This is a genomic window from Streptosporangium sp. NPDC023963 (assembly GCF_040639135.1).
Classification (GTDB): domain Bacteria; phylum Actinomycetota; class Actinomycetes; order Streptosporangiales; family Streptosporangiaceae; genus Streptosporangium.
In genome coordinates, this window is sequence record NZ_JBEZZK010000017.1 from 167,730 (window position 1) to 188,164 (window position 20,435).

Consider the following 20,435-nt stretch of genomic DNA (forward strand, 5'->3'; position numbering starts at 1 on the left):
GGGTCGTCGACCGCGATGTGCCGGGCGGCTCGGTCGGCAAGTAGCGCGACCTGCTCGTGCGCCCCCGCCTCCTGCAGGCTGTCCAGCAGCCGGCCGATCGCGTCCAGGTCGTCGAGTGTGGCGTGCCGGGCGGGGTCGCGGCCGAGCAGTGCCGCGATCTGCTCGTTTGCGTCCACCCTTCGCAGGCTGTCCAGCAGCCGGCCGATCGCGCGCGGGTCGTCGACCGCGGTGTGCCGGATGGCTCGGTCGGCCAGTGCCGCGATCTGCTCGTCCGCCCCTGCCTCCCGCAGGCTGTCCAGCAGGTAGCCGACCGAGCGCGGGTCGTCGAGCGCGGTGTGCCGGGCGGGGTCGCGGCCGAGCAGTAGCGCGATCTGCTCGTTCGCGCCCGCTCTTCGCAGGCTGTCCAGCAGCCGGCCGACCGTGTCCGGGTCGTCGAGTGTGGCGTGCCGGGCGGCTCGGTCGGCCAGTGCCGCGATCTGCTCGTCCGCCCCTGCCTCCCGCAGGCTGTCCAGCAGGTAGCCGACCGAGTCCGGGTCGTCGAGCGCGGTGTGCCGGGCGGGGTCGCGGCCGAGCAGTAGCGCGATCTGCTCGTTTGTGCCTGCCCTTCGCAGGCGGTCCAGCAGCCGGCCGACCGTGTCCGGGTCGTCGAGTGCGGCGTGTCGGGCGGCTCGGTCGGCCAGTAGCGCCACCTGCTCGTCCGCGCCTGCCCTTTGCAGGCCGTCCAGCAGCCGGCCGACCGTGTCCGGGTCGTCGAGCGTGGCGTGCCGGGCGGCTCGGTCGGCCAGTAGCGCCACCTGCTCGTCCGCGCCTGCCCTTTGCAGGCCGTCCAGCAGCCGGCCGATCGCGCGCGGGTCGTCGAGCGTGGCGTGCCGGGCGGCGTATCGGGCGGGGCGCTGGTCGTGGGGGTGGGCGTGGGTGAGGAGGGTGGTGAGGTGGAGCGCTGCTTCTGGGTGGCCGAGTCGGGTGGCGTGTTTCCACAGGTGGGCGGCGGTTTGGAGGAGGCCGCGGTTGCGGGCGGCGTGGCCGAGGGTGTGCAGGGTGTCGGCGCTGGTGAGCTGGGTGGCGGCGGTCCAGAAAGTCTCGGGCGGGTAGTGGCCGGCGCGGGCGGTGCGACCGGTTTGTTCGAGGTAGTCGGCGAGCCGGTAGACGGGCGGGCCGGGGGCGGGGGTGCGGGGACGGATCCGGGTCAAGGGCCCGGGGATGCCGTTGCAGGGCTGGGCGGTGTAGGCCAGGGCGGCTTCCAGCCAGTCGTCGTCAACGTCGTTCCATTCGGTGTCGGTGAGGTAGCCGGGGGCGGCTTCGGCCAGCAACTGGTAGGGCAGGTGAGGTCCGTGACCGAGCCGGCGGGCGTCCATCGCGGCGTGGATCAGGGCCCTGGCCGCGGGTGGGGCCTCGCTGTAGCGATCGAGCAGCACCGGCACACCGGCCAGATACTGGGTGATCTTTCCCTCGGCGGCGTGGTGGCGGGCCTCGGCCAGCCGAGGATCGGCGGCGGCGGCGTCGGCGAGGTGCCGGCTGTCGTGATCGGTGAAGGCGTCGGGAAGGTGGATCTTGCGGTCGGCCAGCAGTTCCCGGGCCTGGGCGTGCGGATCCTCACCCCCCACCGGGCGGGTGGTCAGGGTGCTCCAGTGCTCGGGCCACAAGGTGGCCATGATGAGGACCGGGCCGCGGGTGGGATCGCGCAGCAGCGCACGCAGGCCGGCGGCGACCTTGTCGCCGAGCCCGTCGGGGCTCAGGTAGAACTGGGCCTCGTTCAACCACACCACCGTGTACGGGCCGACCTCGGCCAGGGCGGCCAGGGCGGCCTCGGGGCGGGTGGGGTCGATCGGATGCCACAACCGCCACCCCTGCCCCGATCGCCGCAACACGGTGAGCGCCTCCCAGCAGGCGCGGGTCTTACCGGTCGAAGACCCGCCGACCAAGACGGCCAGGCCGCTGTGCCCGGCCTGCGCCCGGGCGGTGATCGCGGCGAGCTGATCGTCGTGGGCGCGCCGCACGTACCGCGGCAGCGCCGGCAGATCCCCACCGTGGCCGATCACGCGGATGGGACGGTGAACCTCGAGATCGAACGGGTCGGTGACGTGCTCCAGGAGTTGTCCCGGCGGCTGCGAGATCACCGACGCCGGTGCGGGCGGCGGTGCGGGTGGCGGCAGGGTCGGCAGCAGTGCGGGACGGGTGGCCAGGACGGCCCACCAGGCATCGGCCTCGGGCAGGGTGTCGATCAACGTGATCGGCACCACGGTGAGGTCGGAGGGGCCCTGGCGAGGGGCGTGCTCGGACACCACCGCGATGATCCGCCCACCGGCCAGGACGGCGGCACCGGACATCCCCGACCACGCGGAGGCGCTCAGCCCGCTCCGCGCGGGCGGCAACGGCTGGGGGGTATGGGTGGTCTGCAAGGTCAGCAGCCCCGACACCAGGTTCTGGGAGGTCGGGATACGGCCCTCGACATGCGCGCTGTCGCGCACGGCGTCCTCGGCGTCGCTGCGCGCGGTGAAGCGGGGAAACCCGACCGCGCTGCATCGCTCGATCACGACCGGTTGCGGGGTGCGGCGTGCGACCTGCGCATACCCCGCCGGGCGCAGCGGCCCGGCATCTTGCTCAAGGGTGAGGATCGCCAGATCCGCACCCTCGAGGTCTCCGGCCAGCAGCAACCTGGCCGGCCATTCCCGCTTCGGGCCGCCGGGCGCATCGCCGGCCCGCCGGACGGTCAGCTCACCGCCGATGACGGCGTGCAGGGAGGTGAGCACATGGCGGCCGTCGACCAGAAACCCCGACGCGCACCGCCAGCGCGGCCGGGCGCCGGGGCCGAGGTCGGCCAGCACCTCGACGAACCGGTCCTGGATCGCCCCCTCGGCCGCGTCCTGGAGCGCCACGGCAGCGCCGGCTAACCGGGCTTGACCTGAAAGGAGGCCGCGACCTTGATCGGGTTACCGGACGGATCGACCGGGGGCTGCAACACGACGGTCACCTTCTGGACCTCGTCATGCTCGATCTTCCCGCTGGTGCCGGCCTCCAGCACCCACACCTTGACCTTCCCGCTGCCCTCCCCGCTCTTCTTGAGACCGACCTGGAACTCCAACGTTACCTGACCCACCGGGAACCGGACATCCGCATCCGCGCCCGCGACGATCGCCTGCCGCAGCTCCTCACGCACCTGCTCGATCGCCTCAGCCAACCCGAGCTCCGCCACCCGACCTCCCACACCCCGCACGCACCGGCCAAGAACCCCGATCGTAACCACAAGCCACCGGCTATCGGCCCCTTCCGTCACGAAATACGAAAAGGGGAAGCCTCAGCCGGCCCGCTCACCGCGATCTCAGCCGGAGAGCGGCTGACCGCCCAGCCGGATGATGCCGCGGGAAGCGGCGACCGTCACCGCGGCGGTGCGGTCGTCCACGCCGAGCTTGGCGAAGATGTGCAGCAGGTGGGTCTTGACCGTGGCCTCGCTGATGCACAGGTGGGCGGCGATGGCCTTGTTGCTCATACCCTGGGCGACCGCGCCGAGGACCTCGATCTCCCGGCCGCTGAGGGCATCGGGGGCATCGGCCCGCGCCCACGACAACACTCGGGTCGCGATCGCCGGCGACAGGGCGCTCTCCCCTCGCGCCGCCGCCCGGATCGCGTCGAACAGCTGCTCACGGCCGGTGTCCTTGAGCAGGTAGCCGATGGCTCCCGCGTCGATGGCGCGCGAGATGTCGCCATCGGTGTCGTAAGTGGTCAAGACGATCACCTTGGCGCCCGGGTCGTGTTCGCGGATCCGGCCGATCGCCGTCGCGCCGTCGATCTCGGGCAGCTGCAGGTCCATCAGGGTGACGTCGGGCCGCAGGTCGCGCGCCAGCCGCACCGCGTCCGCGCCGGAGACCGCCTCGCCGACCACCTCCAGGTCGTCCTGGGTGCCCAGCATCGCCCGGATGCCGTCGCGGACCACCGGGTGGTCGTCGGCGATCAGGACCCGGACGGTCATCGCGCCCCGCTCAGCGCGACCACCGGAAGGCTGGCCGCCACCGTGGCGCCCGCGCCCGGGGCACTCTCCACGAGCAGCGTGCCGCCGAGCTGCTCCATCCTCTCCCGCATGATCGAAAGGCCGTGTCCGAAGGCGGCCCGCCCGGGATCGAAACCGTCGCCGTCGTCGTGGACGTCGAGCACGACCAGGTCCTCCATGTACGACAGGGTCAGCGTGACCTGCTCGGCGCGGGCATGGCGGCGAACGTTGGCCACCGCCTCCTGCGCCACGCGCAGCAGCTCCGCCTGAACCTGGGCTTCGAGCGGCCGGAGCTTGCCGGTGATCACGGTGTGCGCGTGGACGCCGGTCTCGTCCGACAGCCGGCCGGACAGCCCCTGCAGGGCCTCCGGCAGGCCGCACTCGTCGAGCTGGCCGGGGCGCAGCGCTCTCACCACCCGGCGGCTCTCGGCCAGATTCTCCCGTGCCGCCCGCAGCGCCTGGGTCAGGTGCCTGTTGTCCGGCAGGGTCGCCTGGGCCGCCTCCAGCAACATCGCCACGCTGGCGAACCCCTGGGTCAGGCTGTCGTGGATGTCGCGGGCCAGCCGCTGCCGCTCGGCCGCCACGCCCGCCTGCCGTTCGGCCGCCGCCCGCGCCTCCTGCTCGACCTGCAGCCGGTCGAGCAGCCGCTTGCGCTCGGCGCTCTGCCGGGACACCGAGCCGAAGTACCCGACCGCGGTGGCCGCGCTGATCGCGATCAACGCGGCGATGACGATCTCGGTCCAGGTGATCGACCCGGTCGCGTGGAAACGATGCCACAGCCAGCCCCCGGCACACGACACCACCGCGACCAGCCCGACCCGCACGGCGTCCATGCAGTACGGCACGAGCACGCTCAGCACGACCACCAGGAAGGAGGAATCGATGGCGAACAACCCCAGCCAGAGCAACCCGCCGCCGAGCGTGTACGGCGCGGGCACGCCGTCGGGGGGTGGCGTGCGCAGCACGAACCACACCGCGTACCAGGCGGCCAGCCCGGCCACCAGCACGAACGGGAGCACCCGGCCCGCCTCCCCCAGGGGGCCGGCCGAGGTCAGCACCAGCCATGAGGCGAAGAAGGCGTGCTGCCACCGGCGCTGCGACCGCTCCCAGGACTCCACACCGCCGACGATAATCAACCACCCGTCCGTTCGGCATCAACCAGTCGACTGATCACATGATCAGCATTCCGCTCGATGCGGGAGCCGCCGTACCGGAACCAGACTCGACGGCGTGACCGCCATCCCCAGCCCGGCCCAAGCCGTCTGGCACCTCGGCCCGCTCCCGATCCGCGCCTACTCCCTGCTGATGCTGCTCGCCGTCCTCGTCGGCATCTGGGTGACCCGGCGCCGCTGGGTCGCTCGCGGCGGCGAGCCCGGCGCGGTCGGGGACATCGCCACCTGGGCCGTGCCGTTCGGCATGGTCGGTGCCCGGCTCTACCACGTGGCCACCGACTGGCAGCAGTACTTCGGTCCCGGCGACGACCCGCTGCGCGCGTTCGCGATCTGGGAGGGCGGGATCAGCATCTGGGGCGCCGTCGCGGGCGGCGCGGTGGGCGCGTGGCTGACCTGCCGCCGGAGCGGCATCGCGCTGCGCGACTTCGCCGACGCCGTCGCGCCCGGCATCGCGCTCGGGCAGGCGATCGCCCGCTGGGGCAACTGGTTCAACCAGGAGCTGTACGGCAGGCCGACGACCCTGCCCTGGGCGCTGGAGATCGACCCCGCCCATCGGCCGCCCGGTATGGAATCCACCGCCACCTACCATCCGACCTTCCTCTACGAGTCGCTGTGGAACCTGGGCGTGGCCGGGTTCGTCATCTGGGCCGAACGGCGGTTCCGGCTCGGCCGTGGCCGGACGTTCGCGCTCTACGTCGCCGCCTACGCCGCCGGTCGCGCCTGGATCGAGTGGCTCCGCATCGACCCCACCCACCACATCCTCGGCCTGCGCCTCAACGACTGGACCGCCCTGCTGGCCTTCACGGCCGCGGTCACATACCTCATCGCCACGCGAAAGGCCGCTCCGGCGGAGCGGCCTGGCGGCGAGCCTCCCCATGGACATGCGTGACGGGACGAGGCCGGGTTCCGCGCGGTGGTGTCATCGCGGGGAACGGGCCGCCCGGCGACCGGCTTCCCCGGCCGGGAGAGGCCGGTGCTCGCTCATCCGCGCGCAGGTCGTGCCCGCGCAGCCAGCGTTCCAGGTCGGTGGGCGTGGATGGAGCCCGCCTGCAAGTCGGGTCTTGGTGGGTAGAACGTTCGGTCTTGACAGTTCGCATCGTAGGTTGCCATGCTGTGTCGCGATAGAACGTTCTGTCTTCTTATGAGGGTGTTCCAGTGGCTCGGGTATGCAAGTGCGCACCGCCCCGCTGCCCGTCGGTACAGCCGTGGTCACTCGCGGTCGGCCTGTCGGCGGCGGTCTCGGCGTCCGCGGCACTGACCTCGCTCTCCCCGGCCTTCGTGAAGCCGGCCCGGTCGGCCATGCCGGCCTGGCCGCACACCTGATCGAGAAGGCCGGCCGCGGGACGCGCCGAACCGCGCTCCTCGCCACTCATCCACTGAAAGGATCGTCATGAGCACCATCGCTGCTTCGCCCGGCATCTCCGGGACCGCGTCCGCACTGCGGCGGCTGTACTTCGTCCGGTTCGCGTTCGCCATCGTCTGGGCCCTCGTGATGTTCACGACCGCCTCGCAACTGGGTCCGGTCGCGGTCACCCTGCTCGTGATCTACCCGCTGTTCGACGTGGCCGCCGCCATCGTCGACGCCCGCGCGACGCGCGGCACCGGATCACCTGCCCTGCTGTACGTGAACGTCGTGGTCAGTCTGATCACCGCCGTCGGCGTGGCCGTCGCCTGCGCGTCCGGTATCCCGGCGGTGCTGCGCGTGTGGGGCGCCTGGGCGGTCGTGGCCGGGCTGGTCCAGCTGATCGTGGGTGTCACCCGCCGCAAGATGGGCGGCCAGTGGCCGATGATCATCAGCGGTGGTATCTCCGTACTCGCCGGCGCGTCGTTCATCGCCGGTGCCTCCGCGCCCAACCCGACGCTGATCAACGCGGCCGGCTACGCCATCCCCGGCGGCATCTTCTTCCTCATCTCGGCGCTCCGCCTCGGCCGCGCCGCGAAGGGAAACTGAGATGGACGGCAACACCTACGACGTCGTCGTCCTCGGGGCCGGCCCGGTCGGGGAGAACATCGCCGACCGGGTGGTGCAGGGCGGGCTGAGCGCCGCCGTCGTCGAGCGCGAGCTCGTCGGCGGGGAATGCTCCTACTGGGCCTGCATGCCGACCAAGGCACTGCTGCGCAGCGCGGCGGCGTTACGGGCGGCGCGCCGGTTGCCGGGAGCGCGCGAGGCGGTGACCGGTGGTCTCGACGCGGCCGCGGTACTGGGCCGTCGGGACTCCTTCGCCTCGCACTGGAAGGATGACGGCCAGGCCGGCTGGCTCGATTCGGCCGGGATCGCTCTGCACCGCGGTCAGGGCCGGATCGTGTCCGCGAACGTGGTCGAGGTGACCGGCGACGACGGCGTCCCGGTCACGTTGACGGCCCGGCACGCGGTGGTCGTCGCGACCGGAAGCGGCGCGTTGCTGCCGGACGTTCCCGGCTTGCGCGAGGCCGCGCCGTGGACCAGCCGGGAGGCGGCCGCCGCGAGCGCGGTCCCCGGCCGGTTCGCGGTCATCGGCGGGGGCGTGGTGGCGTCGGAGATGGCGACCGCCTTCGCCGCCCTGGGGTCCTCGGTGACGATGCTGGCTCGTGACGGTGTGCTGCCGCTGGCCGAGCCGTTCGCCGGCGAGCGGATCACCGAGTCGCTGCGGGAGGCCGGTGTGTCGGTACGCCTCGGCGCGGAGGCCGCGTCGGTGCACCGCGACGAGGCCGGAACGGTGCGCATCACGACGACCGACGGCGGGCAGGTCGAGGCCGACGAGGTTCTGGTGGCGATCGGCCGGACACCGAACACCCAGGACATCGGTCTCGGCGCCGTCGGCCTGACACCGGGCGCCTGGCTCACCGTGGACGACACGCTGCGCGTGGTCGGGGAGGACGGGGCGCCGATCGGTGACGGGTGGCTGTACGCCGCCGGTGACGTCAACCGGCGAGTGCTGCTGACCCACCAGGGCAAGTACCAGGCCCGCGCGGTCGGCGACGTCATCGTGGCGCGGGCGAGGGGCGAAGCGGTCGAGGACGGCCGCTGGGGCCGGCACGCGGCCACGGCCGACGAGCGCGCGGTGCCCCAGGTGGTCTTCACCGAGCCGGAGATCGCGTCGGTGGGGCTGACCGCGGCCGCGGCCGAGGCCGCCGGAGTGCGGATCCGCGTCGTCGACTACGACCTGGGCGCCGTCGCCGGATCCGCCCTGCACGCCGACGGCTACCGGGGGCACGCCCGCATGGTCGTCGACGAGGACCGGAAAGTGATCGTCGGTTTCACGCTCGCCGGCCCGGACGTCGCAGAGCTGCTGCACGCCGCGACGATCGCGGTCGTCGGCGAGGTCCCGCTGGACCGGCTGTGGCACGCGGTTCCGGCGTTCCCCACGGTCAACGAGGTGTGGCTGCGGCTGCTGGAGGCCTACGGCCGCTGACCGCGGCGCGGGGCCGGCGACATCCGGGTCGGCCCCCGGACGCCGGCCGTAGTTGCGGTGGAACTCCAGCGAGCGGAATTCCCTGAGCAACACGACCAGTTCAACGCTTACGAATCCCGCTGCGGTTCCCGGCCGGTACGGGAACGGCTCGCAACGAGCCGGCGGAACGGGTGTGCGGTCATCGCAGGCCGAAGTGTGGCAGGCACGGCTGCAGGCCGTGGATCTCCACCGGGACCGGGCTGGTGAAACCGTCCCGATCGAGGCGCAGACGCTGCTGAACGGCCCCCTGACCGCGCACCTGGTGCACCGACAGGCCGTCCGGCCGGTAGCCGAGCCTGCCGGAGACGGCCAGCGAAGCCGGGTTGTCCAGAAAGGCGCCGGACACCGCCGTCAGCGCGCCAAGCCCGGCGAAGGCCAGATGCAGCGCAGCGGCGCGCATCTCGGTGCCGATCCCGTCGCCCTGGTAGGTGCGGCCCAGCCACGAGCCGGTATGCACCTCACGGGTGACCGGGAAGTCGGAGGCGGACACGTCCTGAACACCGACCACGCGTCCCTCGTGAACGACGACGAAGTTGCAGCACCAACGCTCCGGTCGCCACCGCGAGATGACGCCGAGATGGAACCGGACGATGTTGCCCGGTAGCTCGTCTGCGGGAGCGTCGGTCCACGGGACGCCGAACGGCATCAGCTCGGGGTCGTGGACACCCTCCAGGGCCCGGTCGGCCAGTTCGTCGAGATCGTCCGGCGAGGGGATCCGCAGCTCAAGCCGGGGCGTGATCAATCGCAGGTTCAGCAGGGGCCAGTGGCGCATACCTCCTGATTGTTCCGATCTTCCCCGGTGCGGTCATTCGAATTACCGGCATCGGGACGATCTGGCTTCGGCCGGCCATCGCGGCGAGCTGCCTGGACGCGGGGGAGAAGGGGCCGGGTGCGTATCGGCTCCCGCTCATCCGGCCGCCACGCGTAGGCATCGCGCTCGATGCCGTGGGCCCGCTCGCGCGCCGGCCCCCGTACGGGAGCGCGCGGCGCTCACCCGGAGGGCCGGGCGGGACGAGGCCCGCCCTCGTGAGGGGGCGCGAAGTGAGGGGGCGCGAACTCCGGAGGCCAGCTTTTGATCTACATTGTAAAGGCGGTGGCGCGGACGAAATCCCGTCACGGAAAAACCGGACCCCTCACCGGTGGTGGAGGCTCCGGCCGGCGACGGCCGGACGTGGAGCGGGTCCGGCGGGAGATCTCACCTGAGGGTGGCCGCCAGGTGCTCGGCCAGGCCCTTGGAGGCGGCCTCGACCATATCCAGCACCTCGGCGAAGCCCTCGCGCTCGCCGTAGTAGGGGTCGGGCACCTCGGCACCCTCGGGGGCGGCGGGGTCGAAGGAGCGGAACAGGCGCACGTCCGCGCCGTCGGGGGCGAGGCGGCGCAGGGCGCCGAGGTTGTGGGCGTCCATGGCCAGCACCAGGTCGACCCGGTCGTACCACTCGCTCAGGAACTGCCGGGCCCGGTGCTCCGAACCGTCGTAGCCGTGCTCGGAGAGCGTCTCGGCGGCCCGCGCGTCCATCGGGCCGCCCTGGTGCCAGCCGCCGGTGCCCGCGCTGTCGACCGTGACGAGATCACCGAGGCCGTGGTCGTCGAGGGTCTTCCTCAGCACGACCTCGGCCATGGGGGAGCGGCAGATGTTGCCCATGCACACCACGCATATGCGATAGCTCATGCCTACCAGGATGCCGCCTGCCCGGGGTGCGCCGGCCGGGCGAGCGGGCAGGCCTTGCCGGCAGGGGCGATCACGGGGTCCGACCGGCGGCCGGGTCCGGTGGCGGACGCGGCCCGGGGCTACCATGTCGCCCGGTAAACGGTATCGGGGAAGGAACGGCTGTTGAAGGATCTCGGGGAGGAACTCCGCGCGTTCTGGCGGGAGCGTCACCTGTGCACGATGACCACCGTGCGCGCCGACGGCACGCCGCACGTCATCCCGGTGGGGGTGACGCTGGACGCCGACGCGGGGATCGCCAGGGTGATCACCTCGGGTGGCTCGCACAAGGTCCGCCACGTGCTCGCGGCGGGGGAGGAGGGCGCGGCCGTCGCGGTCTGCCAGGTGGACGGGCGCCGCTGGTCGACCCTGGAGGGGCGCGCGGTGATCCGTACCGACCCCGGGTCGGTCGCCGACGCCGAGCGCCGCTACGCCGAGCGCTACCGCGCGCCCCGGGAGAACCCCGCCCGCGTCGTGGTCGAGATCCGCATCACCCGGGTGCTGGGCAATGTCTGACCCCGCCACCTCCGACCTCGCCGGCGTCGCCTCCGCAACCGTCGGTGCCGTGGATCCCGTCGTCACCGTCGTCGGGATCGGGGACGACGGCTGGGCCGGTCTCTCCGAGGCGGCGCGGCGCGAGCTGCGCGCCGCCGAGGTCCTGATGGGCGGCGCACGGCAGTTGGGGCTCGTCCCGGAAACCGGTGCCGGACCCGGAGCGGGGCAGGGAGCGGGGCGGGGAGCAGGGCGGGGAGCAGGGCACGGCGCCGGGCCCGGGATCGAACCCGGTGCCGAGCGCGTCGTCTGGCCCTCGCCGCTGCTCCCGGCCCTGCCCGCGCTGATCGCCTCCCACCGGGGACGCAGGGTGTGCGTGCTGGCCAGCGGCGACCCCATGTTCCACGGCATCGGCACGACCCTGGTACGGCTGCTCGGCGCGGACCGGGTCCGGGTCCTGCCGCACCCGTCGTCGGTCTCGCTGGCCTGCGCCAGGCTCGGGTGGGCGGCCGACCGCGTCGAGGTGGTCAGCCTCGTGGCGCGCCCCGCCGAGGTGCTGCACCCGGTCGTCCACGACGGCCGCCGCGTGCTGGTCCTCAGCGCCGACGGCCGCACCCCGGCCCGGGTCGCCGGGCTGCTCAACGCCCGAGGCTACGGCGCGAGCCCGATGACGGTCCTGGAACGGCTCGGCGGCGCCGGGGAGCGCGCGGTCTCCGGTACGGCCGCCACCTGGTCGCTGCCCGCCACCCACGACCTCAACGTCGTCGCCGTGGAGTGCCGCGCCGACGCCGGGACCGTTCCGCTGCCCCGGCTGCCCGGCCTGCCCGACGAGGCGTTCGAGCACGACGGCCAGCTCACCAAGAGCGAGGTGCGCGCGGTCACCCTGTCCCGGCTGGCGCCCGTCCCCGGGCAGCTGCTGTGGGACGTGGGCGCGGGGGCGGGCAGCATCGGCATCGAGTGGATGCGCGCGCACCCGGACAACCGGGCCGTCGCGGTGGAGTCCCACCCGGGCAGGGCGGCCGCGGTCGCCCGCAACGCCGCGGCGCTGGGCGTTCCCGGTCTCGACGTGGTGACCGGCGCCGCGCCCGACGCGCTCGCCGGGCTGGAGCCGCCCGACGCCGTCTTCGTCGGCGGCGGGGTGACCGTTCCCGGGATGGTGGAGGCCTGCTGGGGGGCGCTGCGGCCGGGCGGCAGGCTGGTGGCCAACGCGGTGACCGTCGAGTCCGAGGCGGTCCTGGCCCGCTGGCACGGCAGGCTCGGCGGCGGCATGGTCCGGCTCGCGGTCAGCCGGGCCGCCCCGGTCGGCGGGTTCACCGGCTGGCGGCCCATGATGCCCGTCACGATCTGGACCGCGGTCAAGCCGCCGGTCCCGGAGGAGAAGCGATGACGGTACGTTTCGTCGGGGCCGGGCCGGGCGCCGCGGACCTCGTCACCGTGCGGGGCCAGCGGGCGATCGCGTCCGCGCCGGTGTGCCTGTACGCCGGGTCGCTGGTCCCGGCGGAGCTGCTGGAGTCGTGCCCGCCGGGCGCGCGGCTGGTCGACACCGCGAGGATGGCGCTGGAGGAGATCGTCGCGGAGATGGTCGCCGCCCACGGGGCCGGGCACGACGTGGCCAGGCTGCACTCCGGCGACCCGTCGGTGTTCAGCGCGATGGCCGAGCAGATGCGCAGGCTGGACGCCGAGGGGGTGCCGTACGAGGTGATCCCGGGCGTGCCCGCCTTCGCCGCCGCCGCGGCGTCGCTGCGGCGCGAGCTCACCGTGCCGGGGGTGGGGCAGACGGTCGTGCTGACCCGCACCTCGGTGCGCGCCACCCCCATGCCCGAGGGCGAGGACCTCGGCACGCTCGGCCGCAGCCGGGCCACGATGGTCCTGCACCTGGCGGTGCAGCGCATCGAGGCCGTCGCGGCGGAGCTCGTCCCCAACTACGGCGCCGACTGCCCGGTGGCCGTGGTGGCGAGGGCCAGCCGCGACGACGAGGTGATCCTGCGCGGCACCCTGGCCGACATCGCCGATCAGGTCCGCGACGCGGGGATCCTCCGTACCGCGGTGATCGTGGTGGGCCGCGTGCTGACCGCCTCGGAGTTCCCCGACAGCCACCTGTACTCGGCGGCCCGCTGCCGTGACTGAGCCCGCGTTCCGAGGTGACGGCGTGCCGGACACGCTGAACGTGCTGATCCTGGGCGGCACCGACGAGGCCAGGCGGCTGGCCGCCGCGCTCGCCGGGCGCGCGGGGACGCGCGTGGTGTCCTCGCTGGCGGGCCGGGTCCGCGACCCGAAGCTGCCGGTGGGGGAGGTGCGGGAGGGCGGTTTCGGCGGCCCCGGGGGGCTCGCGGCGTGGCTGGCGGAGCACGGCGTCGACGTCGTCGTGGACGCCACGCACCCGTTCGCGGCCAGGATGACCGCCTCGGCGGTCGAGGCGGCGCGCCGGACGGGCCTGCCGCTGCTGATCCTGCGGCGTCCCGGCTGGCGGCAGGCTCCCGGCGACGACTGGCGCTGGGTGCCCTCCCTGGAGGCCGCCGCCGAGCTGCTGCCCTCGCTGGGGGAGCGGGTGTTCCTCACCACGGGACGTCGCAGCCTGCCGGTCTTCGCCGGCCTCGACGGCCAGTGGTTCCTGGCCCGCTCGGTGGACCTGCCGGGGCCGGTCGTCCCGCGGCGCCTGGAGGTGCTGCTCAGCCGGGGGCCGTTCACGGTGGACGGGGAGCTGGCCCTGATGCGCGAGCACCGGGTGGAGGTGCTGGTCACCAAGGACAGCGGCGGCGAGATGACCACCGCGAAGCTGTTCGCCGCCCGCGAGCTGGGGCTGCCGGTCGTCATCGTGCGCCGCCCGCCCTCGCCCGGGGGGGTGACCTCGGTGGGGACCGTCGAGGCCGCGCTCGCCTGGCTGGAGACCGCGGCCGGCCGCCGGCCGCCGGCGTGAGTCTCACCGGCACCCCGTCCCGCTCCGGAATCAGGGCGTTCCCGGTGTCATGGAGATCTCCCAGAAATCGGCATAGCGGCCGCCGCGGCGCAGCAGGTCGTCGTGGCCGCCCTCCTCCACGATCCGGCCGCGGTCCAGGAAGACGACGCGGTCGGCGCGCTGGACGGTCCGCATCCGATGCGCCACCATCACCACCGTCCGGCCCGCCATCAGGCGCTCGATGCCTTCGTGGACGGCCGTCTCGTTCACCGGGTCCAGGGCGGAGGTCACCTCGTCCAGCAGCACGACGGGCGCGTCCTTCAGCAGCGCCCGCGCGATCGAGACACGCTGGCGCTCGCCCCCCGACAGCAGCGCGCCGCCCTCGCCGACGTTCGCCGCCCACCCGCCGGGCAGCCGCTCGATCACCTCGTCCAGCCGCGCGGCGGTCGCCGCCGCCCGTACCTCGGCCTCGCCGGCGTCGGGACGGCCCAGACGCACGTTCTCCTCGATCGTGCCGTCGAAGAGATAGACGTCCTGGAAGACGATGGCGATCTGAGCCATCAACACCTCGGTGTCGATCGCGCGCACGTCCACACCTCCCACGCGCACCGCGCCCCCGTCCACGTCGTGGAAACGCGCGAGCAACTGCAGCAGGGTGCTCTTGCCCGCGCCCGACGGCCCGACGACGGCGAGCCGCTGTCCCTGCGGTACGGACAGCGACACCTCGTCGATCACCGTGTGGCCGCCGTGCCGGAAGGTGACGGAGTCGAACTCCAGGTCATGTCGTCGCGGCTGGATCGGCTCGCTCGGTTCCGGCAGGGGCTCGGTGCGCAACACCGCGTCGAGTCTGGCCAGCTCGGAACGTGCGCCGCGTAGCTGGCTGCCGATGTCGGCCAGCGACAGCAGCGGATCGGCGCAGCGGGCGGCGAGCACCAGGACGGCCAGCACCTCCGCCGCGCCGATGCTCCCGCCGAGCGCGAGGTAGGCGCCCAGGACCAGCAGGACGGTGAACACCGCCTGCACGGTGAGCGTCAGGCCCACGGCGCCGGGCAGCGTCGCCAGCAGGGTACGGCGGGACGCGCGCTGGACCTCTCGCAGTGAGTCGTCGAGCAACCGGAAGCGTTCGGCGCTCCGGCCGCCGGCTCGCAGCACCGGCTGGGCCTGGAGGTATTCGATGACCCGCCCGGTGGCCTCGTGGTCGCGTTCCGCGCGCTCGGCGTCGCCGGCGGCCGTCGACCGTGCCGTCCAGATCTGGACCGCCGCCACGACCGGGGCGGCGGCCAGCGCGGCCAGTCCCATCTGCCGGTTGAAGGCGAGCATCACGACAATGATCGTCAGGGGGGTCACGGCGGCGGAGATGGACGGTGCCAGCAGATGCGCGATCGCGCTCATCGCCTCCAGGACGCCGCGGCCGGCCAGGACGGACAGCTCGCCGACCCGGCCGGCGCTGTACCAGCCGACGGGCAGGCGGGCCAGGTGATCGCCGAGCCGGTGATACATGCCGCGCAACATCGTGGTCCCGACGCGGAAACCGGATAGATCGCTGTAGTAGCGCAGTGCCGCGTAGACCGCGACCGCGACCCCGAACGCGATCAGCCAGGGCCGGGCGTCCCCGGGCGTGCCCCCGAACAGGGCCCGCAGCACGGGAACCAGCAGTGCGTAGGACAGGCCCTCGGCTATCGCGGTCGCCGTCATCAGGGCCACGGTGCGACGTACCGGGCGGGCGTACCGGTGTCCCAGCACGCGCAGCAGCATTCGAATCATCGAGGCTGGTCTCCTTGCGGTATGCCACGGCGGGTTTCGGTCCCGTCGGCGCTCGCGGACGGGTGGGATTGCCAGAACGCGGCGAACTTTCCGTTCTGTGCCAGCAGGTCGGCGGGCCTGCCGCGTTCGACGATCACCCCGTTCTCCAGGACCACGACGGTGTCGGCGCCGGCGACCGTCTCCAGGCGGTGGGCGATGACCAGGACCGTCCGCTCGCCCGCGGGTGTCACCAGGGCGTCGCGTACCGCCTGTTCGGTCCGCGGGTCGGCGAAGGCGGTCGCCTCGTCGAGCACCAGGACGGGCGTGTCGGCGAGCAGCGCGCGTGCGATCGAGATCCGCTGCGCCTCGCCACCCGACAGCGTGACGTCCTCACCGATCACCGACTCGTATCCGCGCGGCAGCGCGAGAATCCGATCGTGGATGTTCGCCAGCCGGGCGGCGCGCACCACGTCGTCGCGGCCGGCCCGCGGCACGGCCAGCGCGATGTTGTCCGCGACCGACGCGCGCAGCAGCCGGACGTCCTGGAAGACGAAGGAGACCATCCGGTGGAGCTCCCCGCCGCCGAGCTCGCGCAGATCGGCACCGCCCAGGACGACCGAACCGTGGGTCGGGTCGAAGAACCGGGGCAGCAGCCGGACCAGCGTGGACTTCCCGCTTCCCGACGGTCCCACGACCGCGGTGACCGTCCCCGGTTCGAGCACCAGGTCGATCCCGCGCAGCACCTCGTGGCCGGTTTCGTAACCGAACCGGACGTCACGCAGTTCCACCCGGTGCCCCCGTGGCATGACCGGGTGCGCGGGTTCGGGCAGCGACCGCACCGCGAGCACGTCCAGGATCCGGCCGGCCGCGCGCCGGGCGGCCTGCAGGTCGTCGAAACCGTGGCCGAGAGCCGCCACCGGAGCGGTGAGGCCCAGTCCCAGCAGCAGGAAGGGAAGCAGGTCCGCCGGGGCCATGGAACCGGTGGTGATCAGAGCCGTACCGCCGGTCAGCACGACCAGCAGCACGAACGGCGGCGACAGTGCCACCTGCATCGCCGCGCCGAGCGCGGAGAGACCGCGCACCATCCGGTAGAAGACGCGGGCGAAATCGTCCGCGGCCGCGCGGAATTCACGGTGTGCGCGCTCGACCCCGCCGAACGCCTTGATCACCGAGATGCCCTGGACGAACTCGACGACGGAGTTCGCGATCCGTTCCATGGCGGCGTCGAACTCCTTCTGCTCGCGCAGCCGGGTCGGGGTCATCATCAGCGGGACCAGCGCCACCGCCAGCGCCACCGGGATCAGCGTGATCAGCGTGAGCCGCCAGTCGACGGTGAGCAGGTAGACCAGCGACACCGGCGGCACCACGAACGCGGAGACGAGCTCGCCGGGGGCGTGGGCGATGAGCGGATGCATGGCACTCACGTCCCGCCCCACCACCTTCGCCAGCTCACCGGTCCGGCGCCGGGAGAGCCAGCCGATCGGTACGCGCCCCAGTCGCATGGCCAGTCGCCGGCGGAACGACAGCTGCACGTGGTCGTCGAGGACGTGCCCGATGCCGGATGACGCGGCCGTGAACAGCAGCCGGACGAAGAAGCCGATCGCTCCCGCGATCACGACGAGCCGGACATGACCGTGATCGATCGGGCCTGGCGACAACAGCGCACGGCCCAGCTCGACGACCGCCAGCAGCGGCGCCAGACCCGCGACGACGCCGATGACCTGCAGGATGACGACGGCGGCGAAACCCCGGCGGTAGGGGTGCAGCAGCCGCGTCAGGCTCTGCCCGGCCGCGGGATCGGCATCCGGTGGTGGTGCGGACCGCTCCCTCGCCTCGGCGACGGCGGTGGCGTTCATCGCTCTCTCCTCCTCGTCGGTCTCGTCGCGATCGGGCACGCGACCGAGTACGTGACCGAGTACGTGATCGGGCACGTGACCAGGCACGCGACCGAGCATGTGACCGGGCACGTGACCGGGCCGGCGCCGGCCTGCCGGGTCGTGCGCGCCGGTCTCACCCGGCCAGGGCCCGGCGCAGGGCCGCGGCGAGCTCGGCGATCTGCCGTTGCGACACCTCGGCGGACAGGATCGCGTGCGATCCGTGGAAGGTGCCGGGCCACTGGTGCAGTTCGACCGACACCCCCGCCTCCAGCAGGCGCAGCGCGTAGGCGATGTCCTCGTCGCGGTTCGGGCAGAGCTCCGCGGTGGCGATGTAGGCGGGTGGCAGGCCGGACAGATCGGTGGCCCGCGCCGGGGTGGCGTACGGCGAGGCGGGCGCGGAGCCCAGATAGTGCCGCCAGGCCGCGGTGACCGTGTCGCGGTTCATCCAGGGCGTGTCGGTGAAGTTCCGCGCCGACCACGTCTCCTGCCGGTCGTCGAGCCCTGGCTGGTTGAGCAGCTGGAAGCGGATCCGCGGCCCCCGCTGGTCACGCGCCCGCAACGCCACCCCGGCCGCGAGCCCCGCGCCGGCGCTGTGACCCCCGACCGCGATCAGCTCCGGGTCGACGCCGAGCTCGGCCGCGTGCTCGGCCGCCCAGGTCAGCACGGCGTAGGTGTCGTCCAGGGCGGCGGGGAACGGATGCTCGGGGGCGAGGCGGTAGCCCACCGAGATCACCACCACGCCGGAGGCTTCCGCGAGCCGGGTGGCCCACGGGTGCTCGGTGTCCACGTCACCCATGACGAATCCACCGCCGTGCATCCAGACGACGGCGCCCCGCGCCCGGTGCGGGCGATAGATCCGCACCGCCACCTCCGGGTCGGCGGGCACCGTACGGTCCTCGATCTCCATGTCCGCGACGGCGGGTACCGGTATCGAGGTGGCCAGTTCGCTGAAGTTCTTGCGTTCGGTGACCGGGTCGGTCAGGTGTGCCTTCGGAATGAGCGGGAGGAATGCTTCCAGTTCGGGATCCATGACCACGATCCTCACAGCCGAAGTCCCGGGGATCATCCGCCACTCGTCGGGCATTCCACCCCCGTCGCGCGACGATCGCCGCATATCCTTCGGGCATGGAGGCATTGGCCGCACGGCTCTCGCAGCTGGACGCGGAGGCCGGGGGCGCGCTCCGCGTCGTGATGTTCTACGACACGCTGATGCGCCGACGGGTGGATCTCCCGGCGCTCGCGCGGGCCTCGGCGGGCCTGGCCGAGTGCGCGGCCGGGGTCCGGCTGCACGGCACCGGGCGGGTGATCCGCATGTCGCCCGGCGGCGGGGAGGCGTCCGCCCCGGCGCCGCCCGCGTCGGCCACGACGCCGATCACCCTCGACGGGGAGGAGGTCGGCACGGTGTGGCTGGAACGCCCCGGCCCGCCTGGCCCGCTCGACGAGCTGCTGCTGGACCGGTTCGCCATCGCCGCCACGGCGGTCGTCGAGAGGTACGGCCCGGCCCGCACGACCATGGCCGACCCCGCGCTCGTCGAACTGGTGATCAGTTCCGACAGCGACGAGGCGGCCAGGGCCCGCGCCCTGCGACTCCTGGGTTTCGCCGCCGACCTGCCGATCCGCGTCATCGCCGTACGCTCGCGGCGCCCGCTCGACCAGGTCGGTGGCCTGATCTGCCCGAACCGCCCGGTGAAGGCGGCCCCGGTCGCCGGCGTGGGCGTCATCCTGGCCACCACCATGGACCCGACCCGGTTCCCGGCGGGCGTGCGCGCGGGGATCGGCGCCGCCGAGAGCCCCGACCGATCCTGGCGGGAGGCCCGCACCGCCCTCCGCTTCACCACCGCCCGCCGGCCGGTCGTCCACCACGACGACCTGGGCGTGCTGGCGTTGCTCGCGCAGGTGCCCCGGGACGCCGCGCGGGACAACGCCGACGTGACGGCGATCGCCCGGATGGCCGGCAACCCGGAGGATCTGGACACCCTGGACGCCTACTGCGCCACCGGCTCCCTGCGCCGGGCCGCCGACCTCCTCCACCTGCACCACAGCAGCGTCTCCCGCCGCCTCGAACAGATCGGAAGGACCCTGGGCGTCGAACTCACCGAGCCCGCCGGCCTGATAAGGGCCGGGGTCGCCCTCACCACCTGGCGGCTCCTCGACGACTGAGGCCGCGGGCGGGACGGCACCTCGGCGACCAAGGCCGTGGGAGGGCGGGGTGGAGCGGCGGGTGGCGTCGAGTCGGCGTAGCCGAGGATCTCGGCGACGACGACAATGTCGAAAAGGCGGGCTCCGACATCCCGCATGTGATGGGCATGGATTTCGTGTCAGGGCGTCGGTTCAACGGGCGCCGTACCCAAAGGATGTGCGGCTCGTTCGCCGCGCGTGGCATGAGTTTCCGTTCCATCTCGGTATTCATTTCATCTGGTGACACCTGCGCCGGCCCTTGTGGCGATACGGATGTGCCGCAACTGGAGGCGGAGTCGACAAGTGAGTCTGTAAGAACTCAAGCGTTGACAACACGATATCGGCGGACTGTTGGCGGGATCGGCCACGCCGCGGGCGGAGCCCGGTGTTCGTTTGCTGAACACGTGGACGCGGCGGTCGTTCTCACGTTGTCGGCGAGTCACTCTCAGGTTGACGGCACGGATTCCCGCTGCGATCCGGCCGCACTCCTTTAATGCGCTGGAAATTTAATGTGCTGGAAACATGACCACCAGGTGCGGCCGAGCCGCAACTCGGTGCGAAATGGCTCCATTGGATCTTTCTTGTCATGTTGTCAGAGGAAGTCGTTCATCTGGCGTACACCGGATGGCGCTTTTTTCACGGTTGTATGCGGGATCAAGAGAAATGGAGGCGCCAATCGGGGTGTCCCAAAATCGGAGGAAGAATGTTCGATACCAGAAGCGCCTGGGCTCGGCCCGGCCGCAGGATGGCAACGCTTACGCGCAGGCGTGGAACGGTGGCCTCCACCAGCAGTGGAACCACGACGCGTAAGCGCGTCACCGGGTTCTCGTGTCGTCCGGCCTCGCCGGGGACGGAAGGAAGTCATCTCCCGCCCGTCCGTCGCCGGCGGGGCCGCGGTCGTCGGCGCGCCTCGCCTCGCCCCGCGTCCGCGACCGACGTGACGGGAAGCGGAGCCT

Annotated in this window: 17 protein-coding genes; 8 read left to right on the top strand and 9 right to left on the bottom strand. The window is 72.9% G+C overall.

Annotated elements, in window-relative coordinates:
• The 4 genes from AB0F88_RS36050 to AB0F88_RS36065 all read right to left on the bottom strand — a co-directional run.
• Positions 1-2,876, bottom strand: a 2,876-nt coding sequence (locus AB0F88_RS36050) for a trypsin-like peptidase domain-containing protein (protein WP_362694922.1), incomplete at its 3' end; no start/stop codon positions are given.
• Between the two features lie 11 nt (positions 2,877-2,887).
• On the bottom strand, positions 2,888-3,193 hold the full coding sequence (locus tag AB0F88_RS36055) for a trypco2 family protein (protein ID WP_362694925.1): 306 nt from the start codon (positions 3,191-3,193) through the stop codon (positions 2,888-2,890).
• Positions 3,194-3,319: 126 nt separating this feature from the next.
• Positions 3,320-3,967: a response regulator transcription factor gene (locus tag AB0F88_RS36060; RefSeq protein ID WP_362694928.1), complete on the bottom strand. Its 648-nt coding sequence runs from the start codon at positions 3,965-3,967 to the stop codon at positions 3,320-3,322.
• Positions 3,964-5,103, bottom strand: a complete 1,140-nt coding sequence (locus tag AB0F88_RS36065) for a sensor histidine kinase (protein WP_362694931.1) — start codon at positions 5,101-5,103, stop codon at positions 3,964-3,966. The genes AB0F88_RS36060 and AB0F88_RS36065 overlap by 4 nt, the downstream gene beginning before the upstream one ends.
• A 112-nt stretch (positions 5,104-5,215) precedes the next feature.
• Between AB0F88_RS36065 and lgt the strand changes: the two genes are divergently transcribed.
• The 3 genes from lgt (at position 5,216) to AB0F88_RS36080 (ending at position 8,549) form a co-directional block, all read left to right on the top strand.
• A complete protein-coding gene (gene lgt, locus AB0F88_RS36070; RefSeq protein WP_362694934.1) occupies positions 5,216-6,046 on the top strand; it encodes a prolipoprotein diacylglyceryl transferase in 831 nt (276 codons plus the stop codon).
• Positions 6,047-6,547: 501 nt separating this feature from the next.
• Entirely contained in the window at positions 6,548-7,108 is a 561-nt protein-coding gene (locus AB0F88_RS36075; RefSeq protein WP_362694937.1) for a hypothetical protein, read from the top strand.
• Position 7,109: 1 nt separating this feature from the next.
• A complete protein-coding gene (locus tag AB0F88_RS36080; RefSeq protein WP_362694940.1) occupies positions 7,110-8,549 on the top strand; it encodes an NAD(P)/FAD-dependent oxidoreductase in 1,440 nt (479 codons plus the stop codon).
• Positions 8,550-8,727: 178 nt separating this feature from the next.
• On the opposite strand, the gene AB0F88_RS36085 is transcribed toward AB0F88_RS36080, so the two are convergent.
• Both AB0F88_RS36085 and AB0F88_RS36090 read right to left on the bottom strand, forming a co-directional pair.
• Positions 8,728-9,360, bottom strand: coding sequence for a GNAT family N-acetyltransferase (locus tag AB0F88_RS36085; protein ID WP_362694943.1), 633 nt, complete (start codon positions 9,358-9,360; stop codon positions 8,728-8,730).
• Between the two features lie 423 nt (positions 9,361-9,783).
• Entirely contained in the window at positions 9,784-10,257 is a 474-nt protein-coding gene (locus tag AB0F88_RS36090; protein ID WP_362694946.1) for a low molecular weight protein-tyrosine-phosphatase, read from the bottom strand.
• Between the two features lie 162 nt (positions 10,258-10,419).
• On the opposite strand from AB0F88_RS36090, the gene AB0F88_RS36095 reads away from it, so the two are divergent.
• From AB0F88_RS36095 to AB0F88_RS36110, 4 genes are read left to right on the top strand one after another with little or no spacing between them, the layout of a single operon-like run.
• Positions 10,420-10,809 (top strand): TIGR03618 family F420-dependent PPOX class oxidoreductase, encoded by a 390-nt coding sequence (locus tag AB0F88_RS36095; protein WP_362694949.1) that lies wholly within the window; start codon positions 10,420-10,422, stop codon positions 10,807-10,809.
• Entirely contained in the window at positions 10,802-12,172 is a 1,371-nt protein-coding gene (cbiE, locus tag AB0F88_RS36100; protein WP_362694952.1) for a precorrin-6y C5,15-methyltransferase (decarboxylating) subunit CbiE, read from the top strand. Before AB0F88_RS36095 ends, cbiE begins: the two co-directional genes overlap by 8 nt.
• The gene (gene cobM / locus AB0F88_RS36105; RefSeq protein ID WP_362694955.1) at positions 12,169-12,912 is read left to right on the top strand and encodes a precorrin-4 C(11)-methyltransferase; all 744 of its coding nucleotides are present in this window, start codon (positions 12,169-12,171) and stop codon (positions 12,910-12,912) included. The genes cbiE and cobM overlap by 4 nt, the downstream gene beginning before the upstream one ends.
• Positions 12,913-12,946: 34 nt before the next feature.
• Complete coding sequence (locus AB0F88_RS36110; protein ID WP_362695037.1) at positions 12,947-13,702, top strand: cobalt-precorrin-6A reductase; 756 nt, start codon at positions 12,947-12,949, stop codon at positions 13,700-13,702.
• A gap of 30 nt (positions 13,703-13,732) precedes the next feature.
• On the opposite strand, the gene AB0F88_RS36115 is transcribed toward AB0F88_RS36110, so the two are convergent.
• From AB0F88_RS36115 to AB0F88_RS36125, 3 genes are all read right to left on the bottom strand, one after another.
• Complete coding sequence (locus AB0F88_RS36115; protein WP_362694958.1) at positions 13,733-15,445, bottom strand: ABC transporter ATP-binding protein; 1,713 nt, start codon at positions 15,443-15,445, stop codon at positions 13,733-13,735.
• On the bottom strand, positions 15,442-17,319 hold the full coding sequence (locus AB0F88_RS36120; RefSeq protein ID WP_362694961.1) for an ABC transporter ATP-binding protein: 1,878 nt from the start codon (positions 17,317-17,319) through the stop codon (positions 15,442-15,444). Before AB0F88_RS36120 ends, AB0F88_RS36115 begins: the two co-directional genes overlap by 4 nt.
• 115 nt (positions 17,320-17,434) lie before the next feature.
• Positions 17,435-18,331: an alpha/beta hydrolase gene (locus tag AB0F88_RS36125; protein ID WP_362694964.1), complete on the bottom strand. Its 897-nt coding sequence runs from the start codon at positions 18,329-18,331 to the stop codon at positions 17,435-17,437.
• A gap of 95 nt (positions 18,332-18,426) precedes the next feature.
• Between AB0F88_RS36125 and AB0F88_RS36130 the strand changes: the two genes are divergently transcribed.
• On the top strand, positions 18,427-19,461 hold the full coding sequence (locus AB0F88_RS36130; RefSeq protein ID WP_362694967.1) for a helix-turn-helix domain-containing protein: 1,035 nt from the start codon (positions 18,427-18,429) through the stop codon (positions 19,459-19,461).
• Positions 19,462-20,435 lie beyond the last annotated feature (974 nt).

Bases quoted from the DNA above. Each gene is read 5' to 3' on its own strand.
- AB0F88_RS36060 (WP_362694928.1), bottom strand. From the start codon at position 3,967: ATGACCGTCCGGGTCCTGATCGCCGACGACCACCCGGTGGTCCGCGAC.
- AB0F88_RS36075 (WP_362694937.1), top strand. From the start codon at position 6,548: ATGAGCACCATCGCTGCTTCGCCCGGCATCTCCGGGACCGCGTCCGCA.
- AB0F88_RS36080 (WP_362694940.1), top strand. From the start codon at position 7,110: ATGGACGGCAACACCTACGACGTCGTCGTCCTCGGGGCCGGCCCGGTC.
- AB0F88_RS36085 (WP_362694943.1), bottom strand. From the start codon at position 9,360: ATGCGCCACTGGCCCCTGCTGAACCTGCGATTGATCACGCCCCGGCTT.
- AB0F88_RS36090 (WP_362694946.1), bottom strand. From the start codon at position 10,257: ATGAGCTATCGCATATGCGTGGTGTGCATGGGCAACATCTGCCGCTCC.
- cbiE (WP_362694952.1), top strand. From the start codon at position 10,802: ATGTCTGACCCCGCCACCTCCGACCTCGCCGGCGTCGCCTCCGCAACC.
- cobM (WP_362694955.1), top strand. From the start codon at position 12,169: ATGACGGTACGTTTCGTCGGGGCCGGGCCGGGCGCCGCGGACCTCGTC.
- AB0F88_RS36115 (WP_362694958.1), bottom strand. From the start codon at position 15,445: ATGATTCGAATGCTGCTGCGCGTGCTGGGACACCGGTACGCCCGCCCG.
- AB0F88_RS36125 (WP_362694964.1), bottom strand. From the start codon at position 18,331: ATGGATCCCGAACTGGAAGCATTCCTCCCGCTCATTCCGAAGGCACAC.
- AB0F88_RS36130 (WP_362694967.1), top strand. From the start codon at position 18,427: ATGGAGGCATTGGCCGCACGGCTCTCGCAGCTGGACGCGGAGGCCGGG.